The following is a 17,524-nucleotide window of genomic DNA, read 5'->3' as shown; positions in this document are numbered from 1 at the left end:
GCCTCGATTCAAGGCATTATGCATCGCCGATATGACCTTGCCTCGCGCCCTGGGTGCGCCAGTAATGTGGTTTGCATGCGGAAGTTTCGGGGATCACTCGCGGTGGCCACCGTCAGGTTCCTTCGTCGAGCCGGGTTCCGCTCTCGGCCGGCGAAAGCAGCCGGCTCACCCAGCCGGTCGCTCGGAACTGGCCGCAAATCGTCGCCAGGGCGATCGTCAGAGGCACTCCCATGAATGCGCCGGGAATCCCCCAGATTACGCCCCAGAAAAACACCGAGAAGATGACGGCGAAGGGTGACAGGGTGAGTATGCGCCCCTCAAGCTTTGGATCGAGGAAATTGCCGATCGAGAACTGAATCAGTCCCATACCGGTGAGCACAAGCAGAGGCTGTAGCCAGCCGTCGAACTGGGCTACGGCAAACAGGGCTGGTGGAAATACCGCGATAATCGACCCCACGAAGGGAATAAAGTTGAGCGCAAAGGCGAGCGTGCCCCAGGCTACGGCCAGGTCCAGTCCCAGCAGCACGGCCAATAACCAGGTTAGAAGGCCGGTTATGGCGCTGATCACGGATCTAACGAGCATGTAGCGGCGCAGTTTATGCGCCAGGGCCTGGAACGCCCTGACCAGCCGCTCGGCAAGAGCGGCGCCGACGGCGTAAGGCAGACGGCGCCGGAGCGTGTCGACTTCCAGGAGGCCCATGATCATGAAGATCAACGTCAGGGCGAGAAACGCCAGGATCGCATTGAGCTGCGCGGCGGCTTGATGAATGACGTGAAACATATTGGTCGGGCTGAACTGGGCCGATCCCGTCGGCGCCGCTATGCCTTGCGCTTCCAGCCACAGAACGGCCGCACGGTAGCTTGATTGTAACTGCGGGCCATAGACGCCGAGGCCGTCGGCCACCGTGCGGATGGCGTAGCCGGCCAGAGCCAGCAGCGCCAAGGCGCCGGCGAGTACGAGCAGAACGCAGCCTACCAACGCCAAGCCACGCTGGGCCCGGCCCCTGGCAGCATTGTGCCGATAAAGTGGCCAGACGAGGGCGATCAAGAACAGTGAGAAGGCGATCGGTGCCGCGAGTGGGCGCAACCAATACAGCGCCGCGACGAGCAGAATGATCGCAATCAGCCAGAGCGCGCCGGCCGGCGCGGGAGCACGATACCTGATCTGAAGGCTCATCGGGACGTGGCCCCCCGAGGGTGATGTGCATGGAGAGCGCCTATGCGGCTTGTACCAGCCTTCGATGAACCGGAACACCTCAAGCCGGGCCTCAGTGGGATTGCGGAACCGACGGCGATCCAGCAGTTCGCGCTCCAGGGTGGCGAAGTAGCTCTCCACCATGGCGTTGTCGAAGCAATCATCGACCGACCCCATCGAGGGGCGAACCCCCTTTCTCCTAGGAACATCCGGCACCTGACATTCTTACTGCCACTCCACTATGCTGGATGACACCATTCGGTTGAAGCTGCGACAGCGCCATTCTAAGGGTATTGACCACCAGATCCGTTTTCAGGTGCGTGGCCATCGGCCAGCCGACCACACGACGGCTGCACACCTCCAAGACGATCGCCAGATAGATGTCACCTACCCTGATCTGCGCACGCCAATACCCTCGTAGCCCCTTCATGGCGGGCTTTCACGTCTCGACGACGGGACCAGGCCTAGTATTGCCCCCACACCTCCGGCTCCTTGGCATCCGCGGTGATCCGGTAGATGGTCCACGGCTCCTGCTGCTCGCCGGGCATACCGGGCGAGCCGACGGGCATGCCCGGAAGGGTGATGCCGCGGATCGCAGGCCGCTCGTCCAGTAGCTGTTCGATCACTTCCACTGGCATGTGGCCGATCACCGTGTAAGGGCCGACCTCGACGGTATGGCAACTGGCCATGGTCCGGTCAATACCCAGATCCTCGAAGATCGGGTTCATGCTGTCGTGATCCACGACCTCCACATCGAATCCCTGGCTCTCCAGGTATTCCACGTAGCCATCGCAGCAGCCGCAGGTGGGCGTCTTGTGCACCGTGGCCGTGGTGGCCAGGGCGGCGCCGGGCAGCATCAGGGCGGCTGTTACGGCCAGGCGTCGCAGGGTGTTGTGGTTCATGGTTGTGTCCTCGTGATGAAATAACGGATTCAGGTGTTCTTGCCGCCTAGCCGTGCGCGCTTGAGCAGCACGGAGTTGCCGATCACGGACAGCGAACTCGCCGTCATGGCGATGACGCCGATCATGGGGTGGAGCAGGCCGATGGCCGCGATGGGAATGGCGGCCACGTTGTAGCCCCAGGCCCAGAACATGTTCTGTACGATCTTGCGGAAGGTCAGCCGTGAGAGCTCCACGGCTTCCACCACCTTGGTGAGTTCGCCGCTGACCAGCGTGACGTCCGCCGCCTCGATGGCCACGTCGGCCCCAGCGCCGATGGCAATCCCCACGTTGGCCTGCTTGAGTGCCGGGGCGTCGTTGATGCCGTCACCCACCATGGCCACGTGCTCGCCGTAGCGCTGCTGGAGTTCGCGGATGGCATCCACCTTGCCTTCGGGCAGCACGCCGGCCTGGACCTCGTCGAGCCCCACTTCCCGGGCCACGGCCCGGGCGGTGCGCTCGTTGTCGCCGGTGACCATGACGCAAGCGATGCCGAGGCGGCGGAGTTCCGCGATGGCCGCCGCGGAGTCGTCCTTGATGGTGTCGGCTACCGCCACGATGCCGGCGGGCCGGTCACCGATGGCCACCAGCATGGCCGTCTTGCCCGCGTGCTCGAGTTCGGCGAGCTGCTCTTCCAGGGCAGTGACGTCCATGCCGTGCTCGGTCAGCAGCCGGCGGCTGCCCACGAACACGCGTTCGCCGTTGAGCTGGGCCTCCACGCCGCGGGCGGTGTGGGACTGGAACCCGGTGACCTTGCCCACCTCCAGCCCACGCTCTTTTGCGCCCTGGACGATGGCATCGGCCAGTGGGTGGGCGGAGCCGGCTTCCACGGCCGCAGCCGCCGCCAGTACCTGCTCCTCCGTGACCCCCTCGGCGGGCAGGGCATTGGTCAGGGCCGGCTCGCCGCGGGTGATGGTGCCGGTCTTGTCGAGCACGATGGCCTTGATGTCCTTGAGGCTCTGGATCGCCGCGCCGGAGCGGATCAGCACGCCGCGCTCGGCGCCCATGCCCGAGCCCACCATCAGCGCCGTGGGCGTGGCCAGCCCCAGGGCACAGGGGCAGGCGATGACCAGCACCGCGATGGCGGCAAGGATCGCCAGGACGATGGGCGGCTGGGTGGCGTCCACCCAGGGCAGGAAGCCCTCGCCCCAGAGCAGGATGGGCTCAAGCGCGCCGCTGAAGGCGAGCCAGACGAGGAAGGACAGCGCCGCGATAATCAGCACCGCCGGTACGAACCGGGCGGTGATACGGTCCGCGAGCTCCTGCACCGGCACCCGCGAACCCTGGGCCTCTTCCACCAGCCGGATCACCTGCGAGAGGAAGGTGTCCTTGCCCACGCGGGTGGCGCGGACCTTGAGCAGCCCCTGCTGGTTGATGGTTGCGCCCAGCACGGTGGCGCCCACCCCCTTTCCCACAGGCACGGACTCGCCCGTGGCGATGGACTCGTCCACGGTGCTCTCGCCCTCGACCACCTCGCCGTCGGTGGGCACCTTCTCGCCGGGGCGCACGATCATCACGTCGCCGGCGCGCAGTTCCTTGACCGGGACCTCCGCTTCCTCGCCGTCGCGCTCCACACGGGCCGTCTTCGCGCCCATGTCCAGCAGCTTGCGGATGGCCGACGAGGCCTGGCCCTTGGCGCGGTGCTCCAGATAGCGCCCGAGCATGTGGAAGGCCATGATGGTGGCCGCCATCTCCATGAACGAGGTCATGGGGTAGACGAAGCCCACCAGGCCGATGAAATAGGGCGGCAGACTGCCCATGGAGATGAGCACGTCCATGTTCAGGTGCCCGGACTTGAGCGACCGCCACGCCGAGCGGTGGGTGGCCGCCCCGCCGGCGAGGAAGACCACCGGGAAGGCCAGCACGGCGACGATGAGGAGATACCCCGGAATCGGCTGCCAGAACATGTGGGGCATCATCAGCACCATGATCGCCGCGGTCGGGATCATGGCAATCCACAGCCGCCGCCAGGCCTGCTTCACGTACGCCTCGTCGATGGCGGCGTCGTCGGCGTGCTCGTCCTCTCCTTCGGTCTCGACGGCGGCGACATCGTAGCCGGCACCTTCCACGGCGGCGCGCAGTGCCTCGCCGTCGGGCCCGTTGGCAGCGGTGGTGATGGTGACGCGGTGGTCCGCGATGTTGGTGCGGATGCCGTCGATGCCCTCCAGGCGCTCGATGGAGGCGCGCACGATGCCCGCGCAGTGGTCCGAGCCCATGCCCGGGACCACGAGCTTGATGGTGGTGCCCTCGCCACCGGCGTCCACCCGCGCCACATCGTAGCCGGCGCCCTCCACGGCGCTACGGAGCGCGTCGGCATCGGCGGCACTGGTGTCGTAGCGCACGACCACCCGGTGGTTGGCGATGTTGGTGCTCACCGACTCCACGGCGTCCAGGCGTTCCAGTGAGGCTCGTACGATTCCGGCGCAGTGGTCCGAGCCCATGCCGGGGACGACCAGTTTGGCTTCCATTGTCATGCGTATGTCACCCGCTCAGGTTCAGTGTTCGAGGATCTGATCGCGATTCGTCTACCGATCATGTCCGTGCCCGCCGCCGTGGCGATGCATGAACAGGTGCATGATCAGGCAGCCGGCAAGCAGCAGGAATGGCGCAAAGCCAACAATATGTTCCCAGTGATCGGCGGCCAGACTCCCGCCGACCAGGGCGAGCCCGGCGATCAGGACTACCGTCAGAGGTGTTCCCAGCCGGTGCGTGATGCGCGTCCACATGTGCATGTCCTCCGTGCATGGCGTGTGGCGCCGCGGGCGGGCATGCCTGCGGCCCCGAACTCACACGTTGTAGGAGCGGCGCAAGCCGCGACCGTTCCAGCTCTCTGGGCGCGCGACACATGGTCGCGGCTTGCGCCGCTCCTACAACGCCGTTCACCGACTACGAGTCGCCGTGATGCTGCTCATGGTCATCATCACCGCCGCGCTCGCCGCCGCCCATGCCGCCGCGGCGTTCCTGCATGCGCTCGCGCATCTGCTCGCGCTGCTCGTCGCTGAGCATGTCCTGCATGTCGTTCCGCAGGCGGATACGGTCGGCCATCATGTCGCCGTGGAGATCGGCCATGCGGCCGTGGAGCTCACGCACGGCATCCGGGTCGGGCCGGTCCGAGTGCATCAGGGCGTGCATCTCCTCACGCAGGTCCATCATTTCGGCCATGCGGCTGAAGTGCTGGTGGCGGTGCTCGCTGCGGCGCTCGCGGAGTTGCTCGCGCTGGTCATCATCCATGTCCAGCCCCTGCATCATGCCGCCCATCATGCCCATGCCACCCTGGCCATCGCCATGCATACCGCCACCCATCATGCCCTGCATGCCGCCGGAGCCACCTTCCATCATGGGGCAGTCCTGCATCATGCCGCTCTGGCCGCCGCTGCCCTGCATGCCGCCGCCCATCATGCCTTGCATGCCCTGGGCGCCGACGATTCCAAGGGTGCCTGCCCCCACAATGAGGGCCAGACCCAGTGCTGCTTTGTAACCGCGATGCATCGTCATTTCGGAACCTCCTGAAGCGTGTGCTTCATAATATGAATCAAGTAGATAACAACAGCTGCATTAGGTGCACGTTGCCGGAATCCGTGTCGGGAGTTCAGTCATTGCAAATGACTGAACTCTCTTACCTCTCAATGCAGTGAAAAGCGTAAACCTTCCAATAATTGGAAGGTCAAGATGAATCAGAACGGTGAAGAGACCCCTCCCGGTCCATTTCGTCCTGGGCGTATCCCTGCGCCCCCGCCTTTACTGTTTCACCGCTGTCCGTCTCGCGCCGCTCAAGCGCAGCAAGGAGAAGCAGGTAGGCACCGGTTAATGTCAGCGTGAAGACGGCGATCATGAGGATTACCATCAGTGAGTGCCCGAGCCAGAAGCCCGCGCCGGTATCATGGATGAAGGAATGCATGGGTAATTACCTCCCGAACAGGGAAAACGGGCGCCGATGGGCGCAGCGTCGCAGGAGGTGGGTCGATCAGACGCGCAGTCGCAGGGTCCGCAGGTAAACGGGGAGGGTAGATCGGAGCTCGTCAGCCGATACCGCCCGGGGCGCGTCTTCTGTCGCGGCGTGACGGCCTTGCCCCGGCCCCGCGCTGGGCATTGCGGCGCCGCTGTCGGCCGGAGTTGGCGGTTCAGCTTCGCGGTTGTCGGTGACCAGAGCCGACACCTGGGTGTGATGCCCGGCATGATGGCACGTGGGCGTGTCGGACGGGTGATGCCCAGGCACGCTGGCTTCGTCCTGGACCACATTCGCAGCGGGGAAATGCGCCGGGTTCGGGCTCGCCAGGACGGCGGTTACCGGGAGCAATACCAGCAGTACGAGCAACAGCAGCCGCCAGGAAGGGGTAGGCCGCGCTTCTTGCTCGGTGGAACTGTTGCCGTGTGGCATCTGCATCAGGCGCGTCCGCTGGGATCACGAATATTACAAGAACAGGATAGCACTGTGAGCCAATCGTCAATTGATCAGGATCAAGGCATGGGCAGGTCGGTAGTGCTCGGACGATTGCCTGGACTCGATTTAAAGCGTAACTTGTAGCGCCATGCACCGTGCCCGCTGGATCGTCATTGCCGTTCTGGTCCTGCAACTGCTCCTCGGTGGGGCGGTGCATGCGCATGCGCCTGATCTGGACGGTGGTGCGCATGGAGAGGCAGCGGCGCCGGCCCATGCGGACCATGAGCAGGATGGCAGCACCCACGATCACCATGACCACCCCGGGCAGTGCGGACTCTGTGGTTCCTGCCTGGCGGCGGCACTGCCCGGTGGCGAGAGCCTTGACCTAATGCCCCCCGGTGAGCGCTTTGCCGGCCACCGACCCGGCCATCCCCACCACCGTACTGATTCCCTCCTGAGACCTCCCAGACACCTCGTTTGAACGCGCGCGTGTCCGTGCGGGCGATCGCCCCGCGGGCGCTTTCCCGATTCGTTCCAACGAGGTGGAACCATGTCCAGCAATCACGATGACCGGCACGACGATGCCGGTGCGGCGACCGATCCCGTGCGTCGCCGCTTTCTCAAGACGGCGGGCGCACTTGCCGGTGGCGCGGTGGCCGCCACGCCGTTTGCGGCCTCGGGCCGCTCGCCGGAGGATTTCGGTGTCGCACCCCGGCACCTGCATGAGCCCGGCAAGGGCTCCATGATGTTCATGCAGGACCATGACCACGCCCACGGGAAGCAGGTGCTCCCTGGAGCACCTGACGATGTGGACTACCGGGTCTTTGACATGACCTTCGATCTGATCGAGCACGAACTCCTGCCCGGCGTGAAGTTCCCGGCGTTCGCCTTCAACAACCAGGTGCCAGGGCCGGTGTTCCGGGTGCAGGAGAACGACTGGATCGAGGTGAACGTCACCAACAACACCGAGGAGATGCACACCATCCACTGGCACGGGGTGGATCTCATCTACACCATGGATGGTGTGCCCATGATGTCCCATGACCCGGTGCACCCGGGGGAGACATTCACCTACCGCTTCCAGGCCCGCCCCCACGGCACGCGCTTCTACCACTGCCACTGGGGCACGCCGCTGCACATGATGTCTGCCCTGCACGGGGCGTTCATCATCGACTCCCCCAACGACCCCATCCGCGAGCAGTTCCCCTACGAGCGGGACTACGTGCTGGTGCTGGAGAGCTTCGATCTCGAGTTCACCCGCGAGCACATCAACGAGGTGCTCGAAGGCATGGGGCAGGTGAACAAGCTCATGCGCGACGGGCGGCTGTCGGCGGCCACCCACGGCTTCTTCAAGCGCTACGAGGACTTCGTCAAGGCCATCGAGGAGGGCTGGCGGCCGCCGTACACCCGGGGCAACGCGCCCGGCGGCACCATCCAGCCCAACTTCTTCGCCATCAACGGCAAGTCCTACCCCTCCACGGTGGGCGAGCACGGCCACCTGCGCATCCGCCAGGGGGAGTACATCCGCATCCGGCTGATCAACGGCGGCATCGCCGACCACCACATGCACCTGCACGGGCACCAGTTCTGGAAGGTGGCCGAGGACGGCAATCCGCTGCCTCAGCCGATCAAGCTCAACACGGTGCCGGTCACCCCGGGGAAGACCGTGGACATCATCGTCTACGGCAACAACCCGGGCTTCTGGGATTTCCACGACCACAAGGAGATCCACAGCCGCAACAACGGCATCTACCCCGGGGGCATGATCACCATGCTCGAGTACGAGGACATGGGCGATCCGCCCTACGTGCCGTCCACCACCATCAACCAGTGAGGAGGTGCCGCATGAAATACCATGCCCTGATGATGACCGGCGCGCTCCTCACGGTGGCGCTGCCGGCCAGTGCGTTTGAGATCGACCCACACGTGCCGCCGGAGATCGTCATTGGCGGTCGCGGGCTGGCCACGGTGGACTTCGAGCAGCTCCAGCGGGTTGATGACGGCGCCACCTCGGAGGAGGGGATCGACATCGAGGACTCCAGCCTGCTGCTCGGTTTCGCCAAGCACCTGCACGACGACAACCATTATGGTTTCGGTGCCTTCGGCTTCAAGGCGCTGGGGGACACCGACATGAACGAGAGCGTGTTCCTGCACCAGGCCTACGCCGGTGTGGGCGGCCGCCAATGGGAGGCCCGGGTCGGACGCACCGGCCTGACGAACAGCCTGCTGCGTTTCCCGACGGTGCGGGATGATGATCTGCTCGCCTACACTCACGTGCCCAACGCCCGCCTGGAGGGTGACAGCGATACGCTCACCGTCTACGGCGAGCAGGTGGCGGCCGACTGGTGGTTCACGCCGTATTTCGGCATGACGGCGGCCGCCCTGGCCAGGCCGGAGGGGGCACCGGGGGATCCGCACTACGGTAGCTTCAACAGCGGCTCCCTTGGCCTGCACTACTACGTGCCGGAGACCGTGGATACCGACCGCGGGCTGACCTTCGCGGGCCTGTCCGTGGACGTGCAGCCCTTCGACGAGCGGGGCGGCCTGGATGACGGTGATCTCGTGACGGTGCAGCTCGGGGCCGGGTTCAACATCAGCGGCCACCCGGAGCGGCTGCTGCACCTGGATACCCAGCTCATGTGGAGCCAGGGCGAGGACTACGGGAGCCTCTCGGACCCACTGGAGCGGGCCCGCAGTGATGCTGCCACCGCTGTGGCCTCGCTGCGCTATCGCCACCGCCCCTATCTCCAGCAGCGCTGGCAGGCGGCATTGACCGTGGCCGGGCAGGACTACGGCGATTTCGACAACGCCCGCCGCTACGCGGTGGCTCCCAGCTTCGCCTGGCGGCTTGGCAACGGCATCGATGCCGTCGCCCAGGTGGCCCACGAACGCTACGAGGGGGATCTGCGCCGTGGGATCGGCCTGGAGCACGAAACCACCGTGCAGTTCGGCGTCAGCATGCAGTTCGACCACACCTTCAACCAGTCCGTCGGTCGGCGCGACGACATCATCCACCTGGAGCACGACATGCTGCTGCCGGGTCCGAGTTTCGGAGGACATTGATCATGCATCGGCAAATATTGGCAACGCTTCTGTTCGCTCTCGCCCTGGCCGTTTCACCGCTGGCGCTGGCCGGGAATGACCACGATCATGGTGGGGACCACGGGGACCACGGGGACCACGGGGACCACGGGGACCACGGGGACCACGGGGACCACGGGGACCACGGGGACCACGGGGACCACGGGGACCACGGGGACCACGGAGATCACCAGACCGCGGGAGGCGAGGGTGCCTGGTCTTATCTGGAACGGGACAATCCGGAACCCTACGCCATGGACGAACGCCAGGAGATGCTCCCTGTCCCGCAGTTCGGCCACATGTACGTGAACGCCGAACGCGTCGACCGGGATGCCCGCTGCGACGCCCTGCTGGAGGCTTCGCACGTGATGGTGGACCGCCAGACCCGGGAAGCCTGTGGCGAGACTGTGGAAGCCGATCCCGACGACCACGACGACGCAGGTGACCACGACGGTCACCAGCACTGAGTCGTTCAATGACGGCGCCTTCCCTCGGGGTGGCGCCGTCCGAGGAGAACGCAATGCTGCAATCGTTACCCAACTGGCACCCGATCTTCGTTCACTTCACGGTGGCGCTGCTCTCCGTATCAGTGCTGCTCTACCTCGTTTCGCATTTCAGCCCACCCGGAACGCTCGGTCGCACTGTCCGCCTCGCCGCCCGGGTGAACCTGGTGCTGGGTGTCCTGTTCACGGTGGGAACAGTGCTCTCTGGCTGGTACGCGTACAACACTGTCGCGCATGACGACGCTTCGCACCTGGTTATGACCACCCATCGCAACTGGGCATTGACCGCGGCGGCGGCCTTCGGCCTGCTGGCCGTTTGGGCGGCGCGCTACTGGCTCCGCAAACAGCGCGAGGGGCGCGGTTTTGTCCTGGCGGCAGCCATCGCCGCGGTACCACTGGCGGTGGCCGGCCACTACGGGGGCGAACTGGTCTACGGTCACGGGGTTGGTGTCCAGTCTCTGCCGGATGCCGATGATCATGCCCATAACGGGGATGACCACGATCACGGCGACGGTCATGAGGATGATCATGCCCATGACGACGACGCCCATAACGATGATGACCACGGGCACGACGACGATGACGGCCACGCCCGGGACGAGAGCGGAGGCCATACCCATTGATGCCTGGAAACAATCGGCTCATCGCTGTTGCCCACGGAGTGCTTAATGACTGGACATGATCATGCGGCGCACGCGCCAGGTAGCAAACGCGGGCTGAAGATTGCCGCTTGGGTGACGGGAGCCTATTTCGTCTTCGAGATGGCGGTGGGCCTCTACACGGGGTCGGTGATGGTGATCGTCGATGCGGCGCACACCTTCTCTGCCGTCGGTGGGGTGATCCTGGCGCTTGTCGCCATGAAGATCGCACGCAAGCCACCGACAGCTCGCCAGACGTTCGGTGGACAACGCGCCGAGATCATCGGCGCATTGATGAATGGCGCGGCTCTTCTGGTGATGGCGCTCGTGGCGCTAACCATGGGAGGGATGCGCCTGCAGTCGCCCATCGAGTTGCCGACCACGCCGATGTTCGTCGTCGCCGCCGTCGGGTTGATGACCGAGGTCTGGCTGATTGCGCTCATGTACAAGGATCAGAAGGAGGACATCAACACACGCGGCGCCTTCTGGCACGTGGTGCAAACGTTCCTGGGCAGCTTCGGTATCATCGCCGCGGCACTGGTCATCCATTTCACCGGGTTCCTGCTGATCGACCCCATTCTGGGCATGGCCTTCGGCGTCATGGTGCTGGTGGCATCCTGGGGCATCCTGCGCGATTCCATATCCATACTGATGGAGAATACGCCGGCGGACATTGACGTCGACGAGGTCTGCGCCTCGCTCCAGGAGATCGAGGGAGTGCGGGATGTCCATCACCCCCATGCCTGGACGCTCACATCCGGCAAGCACATTTTCTCGGGGCATCTGCGAATCGACGACGACAGCTCTGCGGAGCAACACGCCAGAATCCTTGATGAGGCCCAGTCCCTCCTGGCCAGCCACTTCGGCTTCTACTTCGCCACGCTGCAACTGGAGACTGTCTCACCGGATGAAACCGGTGCCCATGGTCTGGATCTGACCCGTGGCCAGGAGCATGGGGAACACCGGGGCCATGGGCCAGGTAACACGGGAAGCCGGGAGACTGAGCAATGATGATGAACGAAGGAATGGTTGGGTTCCATCTCGTCTGGATGCTGGTGATGGCGCCCATCGTCGTCATCCCTTTCTGGCGGATCTGCAGCAAGGCGGGTTATCCGGGCTGGCTCAGCTTGCTGATACTGATCCCACTGGTGAATCTCCTGTTCCTCTATTTTCTCGCGTTTTCCGAATGGCCGTCGCATCGCAAGTTCCGGTGAACCCGGAGCCCGGGCTCGAGGTTTTCCGTGAGGGGGATTCACTCTATGCGCGCATGCTCGGCGATATCGAGACGGCAAAGCAGCGCGTGTGGATGGAAAGCTATATCTTCGCCGATGACCGTGTCGGGGGTGCGTTCATCACGGCGTTGTGCGCTAGTGCCCGACGGGACGTGGATGTCCGCCTGCGCATTGACTCCGCAGGTTCCTGGGGGGAGTTCTCTTACGCGGCGGCGGGCCGCCTGCAGGAGGCTGGGGTGCGCTTCACGTGGTGCCACCCGTTCGACTGGCGACGGCCCTGGCGGTTTCACCGACGCAATCACCGCAAGTTGCTGGTCGTTGACGGCATCGCCGCATACGTGGGTGGGTTTAACATCACCGAGATCAACTCGCGCCGTCATTACGGCGAGCAACGGTGGCGGGATACGCATGTGCGGGTGACGGGGCATTTGGTCACGGAAGCTGCCGAGGCATGGAGCGCGTTCGAACGGGGGCACCATGGATGGCAACCGCTCGCGAGTGGAGACGCGCATTTTCTGACGAATCATGGCCGCTCGTGTAAGTATCGCCTCCGTTGCGCCCTTCGGCAGCAGTTCGCGATGGCACGCGAGAGGATCTGGGTGACCACCCCGTACCTGGTCCCGGATTCCGTGGTCAGACGCCATCTGTGCAAGGCGGCCAGGCGCGGGGTGGACGTCCGTGTTGTCGTGCCGGCGAAGGCGGATCATCGGTTGCTGGGATGGGCGGCTCGCTCTTCTTACGCGAAGTTGTTGGCCGCAGGCGTGCGGGTTTTCGAGTACCAGTCGCGGATGCTGCACGCCAAGACGGTGATCGTTGATCGGCACTGGGGGACGGTGGGGACTGCAAACTTTGATTACCGCAGCTTCTTTATTAATCACGAACTCAATCTGGTGGCGGAATCCCCGGAACTGAACCGAGAGTTGGCCGCGGGTTTCGACGATGACTTGCGTGAATCCCGGGAGATCCACCTGTCCAAATGGTCGGTGCGGTCGTGGCGCGGGCGTGCCGGTGAGTGGGTTGCGCGGAGGGTCAGGCGTTGGCTTTGAGGGGAGGCGCGGTGACGACGGCCATCTACGAGCCGGTACTTGACGTTCTCGGGCTTCCCTCAGCGCGCCACTCTTCGACGGAGACAGCGACGAGACTTCCGAGGATGAGGGCGACCCCACCGAACTCCTGTCCGGTAATCGGCTCCGCATAGAGAAACCATGAAAGAACAAGGCCGACGGCGGGCACCGCGTAAAAGTACAGCGACAATCGCCCGAGATCCTCATGCCGGAGGAGCGAGTACCACCCAAGTGTCAGTAGGGCGGTGCCGGGAATAGCCAGGAAGACCAGTACACCAACGAAATACGGGGACCAGTCGGTTGCGTTGACTGGTTCCAGGGCGAGCGAGAGCAGAAACAAGGGGATGCTGCCGAGCACTAATGGCCACGCGGCGAGAACGAGCCGCGACACGCCCGACCCGATATGCTTGACGACGACGCTGGCAGCAACCAACCCGGCGCTGGATGCCAGTGCCAGTAGCGGCCCAAGGCCACCTTCCACCTGGAGAGCGGAGGTCACGGGGTACGCAACCAGAATGACACCGGCGATACCCATCAATAGCGCGATTAACCGCGCCAGTGTCAGTTTCTCGTTGAACAACCACACGCCCAGTGCCACCGCTAGTAATGGCTGGCTATTGCCCAGAACCGACGCAATCCCGGCGCCGGTGTATCCCAGGCTGATGGCCATGCTCCCGTAGGCGAAAGCAGTAACGGCCACACCAAGCAGGACGATCCACAGCCATAGGCCGCGGTGGGGCAACAACCGAATGCCCAGGACAGGAAGCAACGCCAGCAATGTCGTGCCACCGATGAACAAACGTAGTGCCACAAGGCGTAATGGCGGGGCGTATTCAAGGCCCGCTTTGAGCGCCGCGAAGCAGGAGGCGCTTGCGAGCACGACGAACGCAAGCGTCACAAGCCGGCGTAATCGGGGTGGCAATGTCATTCGTTCGTCATCACTGCCGGCCGAACATCGACAGGCAGTCGCCTCTTCTGTATTAGGTAAATACGGATGCGAAGCCGCCCCCTGGCGTGCGGAAGTTCGTGGTCTGCCCCTGGTACAGCCGGGCGGCGATGAGCTGAACGTCGCCGGCGTACACGTAGTTGCGCAGATCGACCTTGAGTGTGGTTTGTTCACCATCGACCAGGACTCCGCGCTCGCTTGGTGGAATCCGGGACTGGGCAACATAGGGGTTCTGGAGAATCTCCCGCCAGACACGCTTGGTCAGTTTATCGCCACGGTAGGTGGCTTTGCTTCCGTACCCGCTGGCCGGCTTGAAGAACAAGTGCCGTCGCTGCTGCCACAAGGCGTCCGCGTTCTCGGCTGTCACTGCGACGGTGCGCGGGATGCCGCTAAGCAGCGTCGTAATGGTGGGTTCCGGGATCTGCCACTGGCGCAGTAGCTCCTGGTCCGTCAGTACAGTCAGATTCCGCTTGTCAGCATACAAGGCGTAGGTGTGCGGGTTCGGGGTCATCACGACCGCCCCCGCCTCATAGGCATGTCGCAGACTCGCGTGCTCGCCTGATTCCAGCGTGAAATCGGTCAGGCGATTGTAGACGAGGTCGATGGGGGTGCCTTCATGCCACAACTTGCCCTCGGCATACTGGAGTGAGCCGGCATCCGCGATCACGGCTCTGACCCCGTGTCGCCGGAACATCCGGGCGGCCAGGCCGAACTCCGGATACAGGTACTGCTCGGTCGGGGAGTCATCGACGATTGCCACGGTTTCCAGAGATGCGTTCCCACGTTGCAGGGCCCATTCGTCACGAAACATGACGAACAAGCGGTCCTCAAGGGTGTAAGGGGATGGCTCTCTGGCGGGGTCCTTCAATAGATTCGCGCAGCAGGGTGTCTGCGCTCGCGCCAGAGCCGCATTGAGCCAGGCGCCGCCGGCGTTCGTATTGATCTCGATGAGTTGCGGCCCGTCCGGCCCCAGATGGAAGTCGTAGCCCATGCACGCGCCGAGGGGCCCGAATCGCTGCCGAGCGACTGGTCGTGCCCAGCCCATGACGTGTTGCTGATACGCCGGTGTGGCCACGACCTGTTCTACCGCATCGATCAGCGCATGCATTGCATTGGCGTGTCGCTGGCTCAGGAAGACGGCGGTGCTGGAAAACAGATGCGGGCGAGTCGCCAGGATTTCCTCGTGGAGGTCCGCATCCTGCTCCTCCGACAGGAGCTGCTCTCGCAGTAGATGCTGATCGACCGTGCGGCAGAAGCAGAAGCGATTCAACGTCTCCGCGACGCTGCCGCTCGCAGGGCCGCAAGGCGGCGTTCCAGGCGAATCGGTTGCCATGCGCAGGCTATCCCCCTCAGATGCAGTGGCAGTGTTCTAGTGGCTGCAACGACAGCGAACGCAGGTGCAGATCCTGTGACAGCATCGTGGATCTTTCTGCGGCATCCGGCCGGAGAACTCGGCAAACGGATACAGCATTCGTCCCCACAAGTGCGGCCGATAGAGTCTGGAGAGACCGGCACGGGTGTCGCCTGCGGCAATGCGGCGCACAAGTGCGCGCCGGCCTCGACGGCCCATCCTGGCATAGATTAGCCGGTTGCTGATGCTTTGGCGGATACCGGGCAGAATCGAGTGTCGCCAGAGCGCCTCGTAGTCGCCACCCCCAAGCAGGCTGTATGCCGCATGGACGCCTGAGCGTATCGCAGTGCGCATCCCGAACCCCGCCAGGGCGTCCTGAAATCCGGCATGTTCGCCGGTGAGCAGATGTCCTTCATGCTCCCCACGGCACGGGATGCCGTAGTTGCCAGCGCCGCTGATGTGTTGTGGGGCCTGCATTTCCAGGCCGGCTTTATTCGTGAAGAACGCAACGGTTCGTTGTAGATGGTGGTTACTTCCGTGGAACGCCCGAAACATGCAGCACGCCACGGTGCCGTGGCCATCGCGGACGAGCAGGTAGGCGTAGCCACCGGGCGCCAGCTCGTCACTGACTGCAAGCCATTGCCCCTCGGCCATTTCCGTTTGGAATTGGTAACCGACTGCCATGATGTTGCCCCGTGGCGGGCCGGTGGCCAGGACACCGGGGCTCGAGAGGCGGTTCATCGTCGAGTTGAACCGGACTTCCGCGCCGGCAGCCAGTGCTTGATCCAGCAAGGCATGATCCAACGTATCCGACCCAGGGCCGCGCCGGACCAGGTAACAGAAAGGCTCATCCGAGCGCATTTCGTGAGTCTCTCCGTCGGGGTCGAACGCCGTCAGGTGCGAGACGGGCCAGTGCCTGAAGCTTGGGTTGATACCCGCGCTGGCCAGTTCCTCCAGTGCATTAAAGCCACCGGTCCAGTTCTCCAGGCCTTGATAGTCGCCGTGAAAGCGGGCGCCAACGTCGCTTCTGCGCTCATGCACGATGACTCGCCGGCCGCCACGTGCCAGGAGGATCGCGCATGCCAGGCCCGCAGGGCCGGCGCCGACAATGGTTATCGGGTCATCGTGGTTTGTCATCGCAGCAATCCCCAACGCGCCGCGTAGTCCACCGCGTCGCGGACGTCCTGCGGGTCGAGCTCCGGAAGCCGCCGGAACAGTGCGTCCGGACCGCCATCGGCTTGCAGGATTTCGACGAGCTGGCTGACAGTCACGGGTGTCTGCCCGACCCGTTTGTTCGCTATCCTGTCGGCTACGTCGTAACCGCCGTCATTGCCCGTGTGGGGGAGGGGCAGGATGCGTACTTCAGTGCCCGAGGCGGCGGGCGACTTCTCCGTAAACGGGCCGTTGCAGCCCCCGATCAGGACGCTGATGGGGGGGCCTTGATCCACGTAAGAGACTCTCATGACGTTCCTCCTGGCTGTCTCGTAGCACAGCCCGTTCTTGTGATGACTGACAGCGGGTCCGCTTGCGTTGGCTGGCGTGCCAGTCGGCATCCATGCGCGTTACTCGGGATCAGCACCGATCTCGATCCGGGACTCGGACAGGTAGCGGTGCGGTGGAATCACGAGATTCGTGCTCGCCGGCACGCCGCGAAACACGCGGCCTGCGAAGTCGAACATCGAGGCGTGGCAAGGACAGAAGTAGCCGCCTGGCCAGTCCGCGGAGATCGAGCCGGGCTCGGGGCGAAACAGGGGCACACAGCCCAGGTGCGTGCATAGTGCGACCACGACCAGGTACTCGTCCTTTACTGCGCGCTGGGCACCGCTGATGTATGACGGTTGCTGGGCCTTGACCTCGGCGTGCGGGTCCCGCAACTCATCGGAATCGGTCAGGGCGTCCAGGCGCTGGAGCATCTCCGGGGTCCGCCGTAGCACCCAGACCGGCTGGCCGCGCCAGTCGACGTTGATCTGCTGCCCGGGTTCCAGCCCCTCGAGGTTGATCTCCACCGGGGCCGCAATGGCCCTGGCACGCGCACTTGGTGTCCAGTAGCGGATGAATGGTACCGCCGCAGTCAATGCGCCGGCACCGCCTACGACCGTGGTGGCAGCGACCAGAAAACGCCGTCGGTTCATGGTCATTGTCTTGTCTCCCTGGGGATTGACCCGGTGGTCCGGGTCATCCGGTGGGCCTCTGGC

Annotated in this window: 18 protein-coding genes; 7 read left to right on the top strand and 11 right to left on the bottom strand. The window is 64.3% G+C overall.

Annotation, left to right across the window (positions count from 1 at the left end; all coding sequences use genetic code 11):
- Positions 1–112 precede the first annotated feature (112 nt).
- The 6 genes from BMZ02_RS09700 to BMZ02_RS09675 form a co-directional block, all read right to left on the bottom strand.
- On the bottom strand, positions 113–1,372 hold the full coding sequence (locus BMZ02_RS09700) for an AI-2E family transporter (RefSeq protein WP_091642832.1): 1,260 nt from the start codon (positions 1,370–1,372) through the stop codon (positions 113–115).
- A 287-nt stretch (positions 1,373–1,659) separates the two neighbouring features.
- Complete coding sequence (locus tag BMZ02_RS09695; protein WP_091642830.1) at positions 1,660–2,097, bottom strand: DUF411 domain-containing protein; 438 nt, start codon at positions 2,095–2,097, stop codon at positions 1,660–1,662.
- A gap of 29 nt (positions 2,098–2,126) precedes the next feature.
- Positions 2,127–4,607, bottom strand: coding sequence for a heavy metal translocating P-type ATPase (locus BMZ02_RS09690; protein ID WP_091642827.1), 2,481 nt, complete (start codon positions 4,605–4,607; stop codon positions 2,127–2,129).
- A 51-nt stretch (positions 4,608–4,658) separates the two neighbouring features.
- On the bottom strand, positions 4,659–4,859 hold the full coding sequence (locus BMZ02_RS09685) for a DUF2933 domain-containing protein (protein ID WP_245753996.1): 201 nt from the start codon (positions 4,857–4,859) through the stop codon (positions 4,659–4,661).
- Between the two features lie 160 nt (positions 4,860–5,019).
- Positions 5,020–5,628: a Spy/CpxP family protein refolding chaperone gene (locus tag BMZ02_RS09680; protein ID WP_091642821.1), complete on the bottom strand. Its 609-nt coding sequence runs from the start codon at positions 5,626–5,628 to the stop codon at positions 5,020–5,022.
- A 169-nt stretch (positions 5,629–5,797) separates the two neighbouring features.
- Positions 5,798–6,031: a hypothetical protein gene (locus tag BMZ02_RS09675; RefSeq protein ID WP_091642818.1), complete on the bottom strand. Its 234-nt coding sequence runs from the start codon at positions 6,029–6,031 to the stop codon at positions 5,798–5,800.
- A gap of 1,033 nt (positions 6,032–7,064) precedes the next feature.
- Here BMZ02_RS09675 and BMZ02_RS09670 point away from each other — a divergent pair.
- Genes BMZ02_RS09670 through BMZ02_RS09640 form a run of 7 tightly spaced genes read left to right on the top strand, consistent with a single transcriptional unit; the run spans position 7,065 to position 13,014 of the window.
- Positions 7,065–8,348, top strand: a complete 1,284-nt coding sequence (locus tag BMZ02_RS09670; RefSeq protein WP_091642815.1) for a multicopper oxidase family protein — start codon at positions 7,065–7,067, stop codon at positions 8,346–8,348.
- A gap of 11 nt (positions 8,349–8,359) precedes the next feature.
- A complete protein-coding gene (locus BMZ02_RS09665; protein WP_091642812.1) occupies positions 8,360–9,577 on the top strand; it encodes a hypothetical protein in 1,218 nt (405 codons plus the stop codon).
- Between the two features lie 2 nt (positions 9,578–9,579).
- Positions 9,580–10,062 (top strand): hypothetical protein, encoded by a 483-nt coding sequence (locus BMZ02_RS19130; RefSeq protein ID WP_139209190.1) that lies wholly within the window; start codon positions 9,580–9,582, stop codon positions 10,060–10,062.
- 53 nt (positions 10,063–10,115) lie between these two features.
- Entirely contained in the window at positions 10,116–10,721 is a 606-nt protein-coding gene (locus BMZ02_RS09655) for a DUF2231 domain-containing protein (protein WP_171909882.1), read from the top strand.
- Positions 10,722–10,766: 45 nt separating this feature from the next.
- A complete protein-coding gene (locus tag BMZ02_RS09650; protein ID WP_091642804.1) occupies positions 10,767–11,747 on the top strand; it encodes a cation diffusion facilitator family transporter in 981 nt (326 codons plus the stop codon).
- The gene (locus BMZ02_RS09645; RefSeq protein ID WP_216110788.1) at positions 11,744–11,950 is read left to right on the top strand and encodes a hypothetical protein; all 207 of its coding nucleotides are present in this window, start codon (positions 11,744–11,746) and stop codon (positions 11,948–11,950) included. The genes BMZ02_RS09650 and BMZ02_RS09645 overlap by 4 nt, the downstream gene beginning before the upstream one ends.
- Positions 11,923–13,014: a phospholipase D-like domain-containing protein gene (locus BMZ02_RS09640; protein ID WP_091642801.1), complete on the top strand. Its 1,092-nt coding sequence runs from the start codon at positions 11,923–11,925 to the stop codon at positions 13,012–13,014. The genes BMZ02_RS09645 and BMZ02_RS09640 overlap by 28 nt, the downstream gene beginning before the upstream one ends.
- Before the next feature lie 25 nt (positions 13,015–13,039).
- Here BMZ02_RS09640 and BMZ02_RS09635 read toward each other — a convergent pair whose 3' ends face one another.
- The 5 genes from BMZ02_RS09635 to petA all read right to left on the bottom strand — a co-directional run bounded on the left by BMZ02_RS09635 (position 13,040) and on the right by petA (position 17,467).
- Positions 13,040–13,960 carry a DMT family transporter gene (locus BMZ02_RS09635; protein WP_091642800.1) on the bottom strand — a complete coding sequence of 307 codons (921 nt, stop codon included), beginning with the start codon at positions 13,958–13,960 and terminating at the stop codon, positions 13,040–13,042.
- 52 nt (positions 13,961–14,012) lie between these two features.
- On the bottom strand, positions 14,013–15,311 hold the full coding sequence (locus BMZ02_RS09630) for a hypothetical protein (RefSeq protein ID WP_091642797.1): 1,299 nt from the start codon (positions 15,309–15,311) through the stop codon (positions 14,013–14,015).
- A 36-nt stretch (positions 15,312–15,347) separates the two neighbouring features.
- Positions 15,348–16,466 (bottom strand): NAD(P)/FAD-dependent oxidoreductase, encoded by a 1,119-nt coding sequence (locus BMZ02_RS09625; protein WP_091642795.1) that lies wholly within the window; start codon positions 16,464–16,466, stop codon positions 15,348–15,350.
- Positions 16,463–16,792 carry a DUF433 domain-containing protein gene (locus BMZ02_RS09620; RefSeq protein WP_091642792.1) on the bottom strand — a complete coding sequence of 110 codons (330 nt, stop codon included), beginning with the start codon at positions 16,790–16,792 and terminating at the stop codon, positions 16,463–16,465. The genes BMZ02_RS09625 and BMZ02_RS09620 overlap by 4 nt, the downstream gene beginning before the upstream one ends.
- Positions 16,793–16,891: 99 nt before the next feature.
- Positions 16,892–17,467 carry a ubiquinol-cytochrome c reductase iron-sulfur subunit gene (gene petA, locus BMZ02_RS09615; RefSeq protein WP_091642790.1) on the bottom strand — a complete coding sequence of 192 codons (576 nt, stop codon included), beginning with the start codon at positions 17,465–17,467 and terminating at the stop codon, positions 16,892–16,894.
- Positions 17,468–17,524: the final 57 nt, after the last annotated feature.

It is taken from the genome of Aquisalimonas asiatica, from assembly GCF_900110585.1.
GTDB classification, from domain to species: Bacteria; Pseudomonadota; Gammaproteobacteria; order Nitrococcales; family Aquisalimonadaceae; genus Aquisalimonas; species Aquisalimonas asiatica.
Note: the sequence above shows the minus strand (reverse complement) of the source record. Positions and strands in the feature narration are given on the sequence as shown.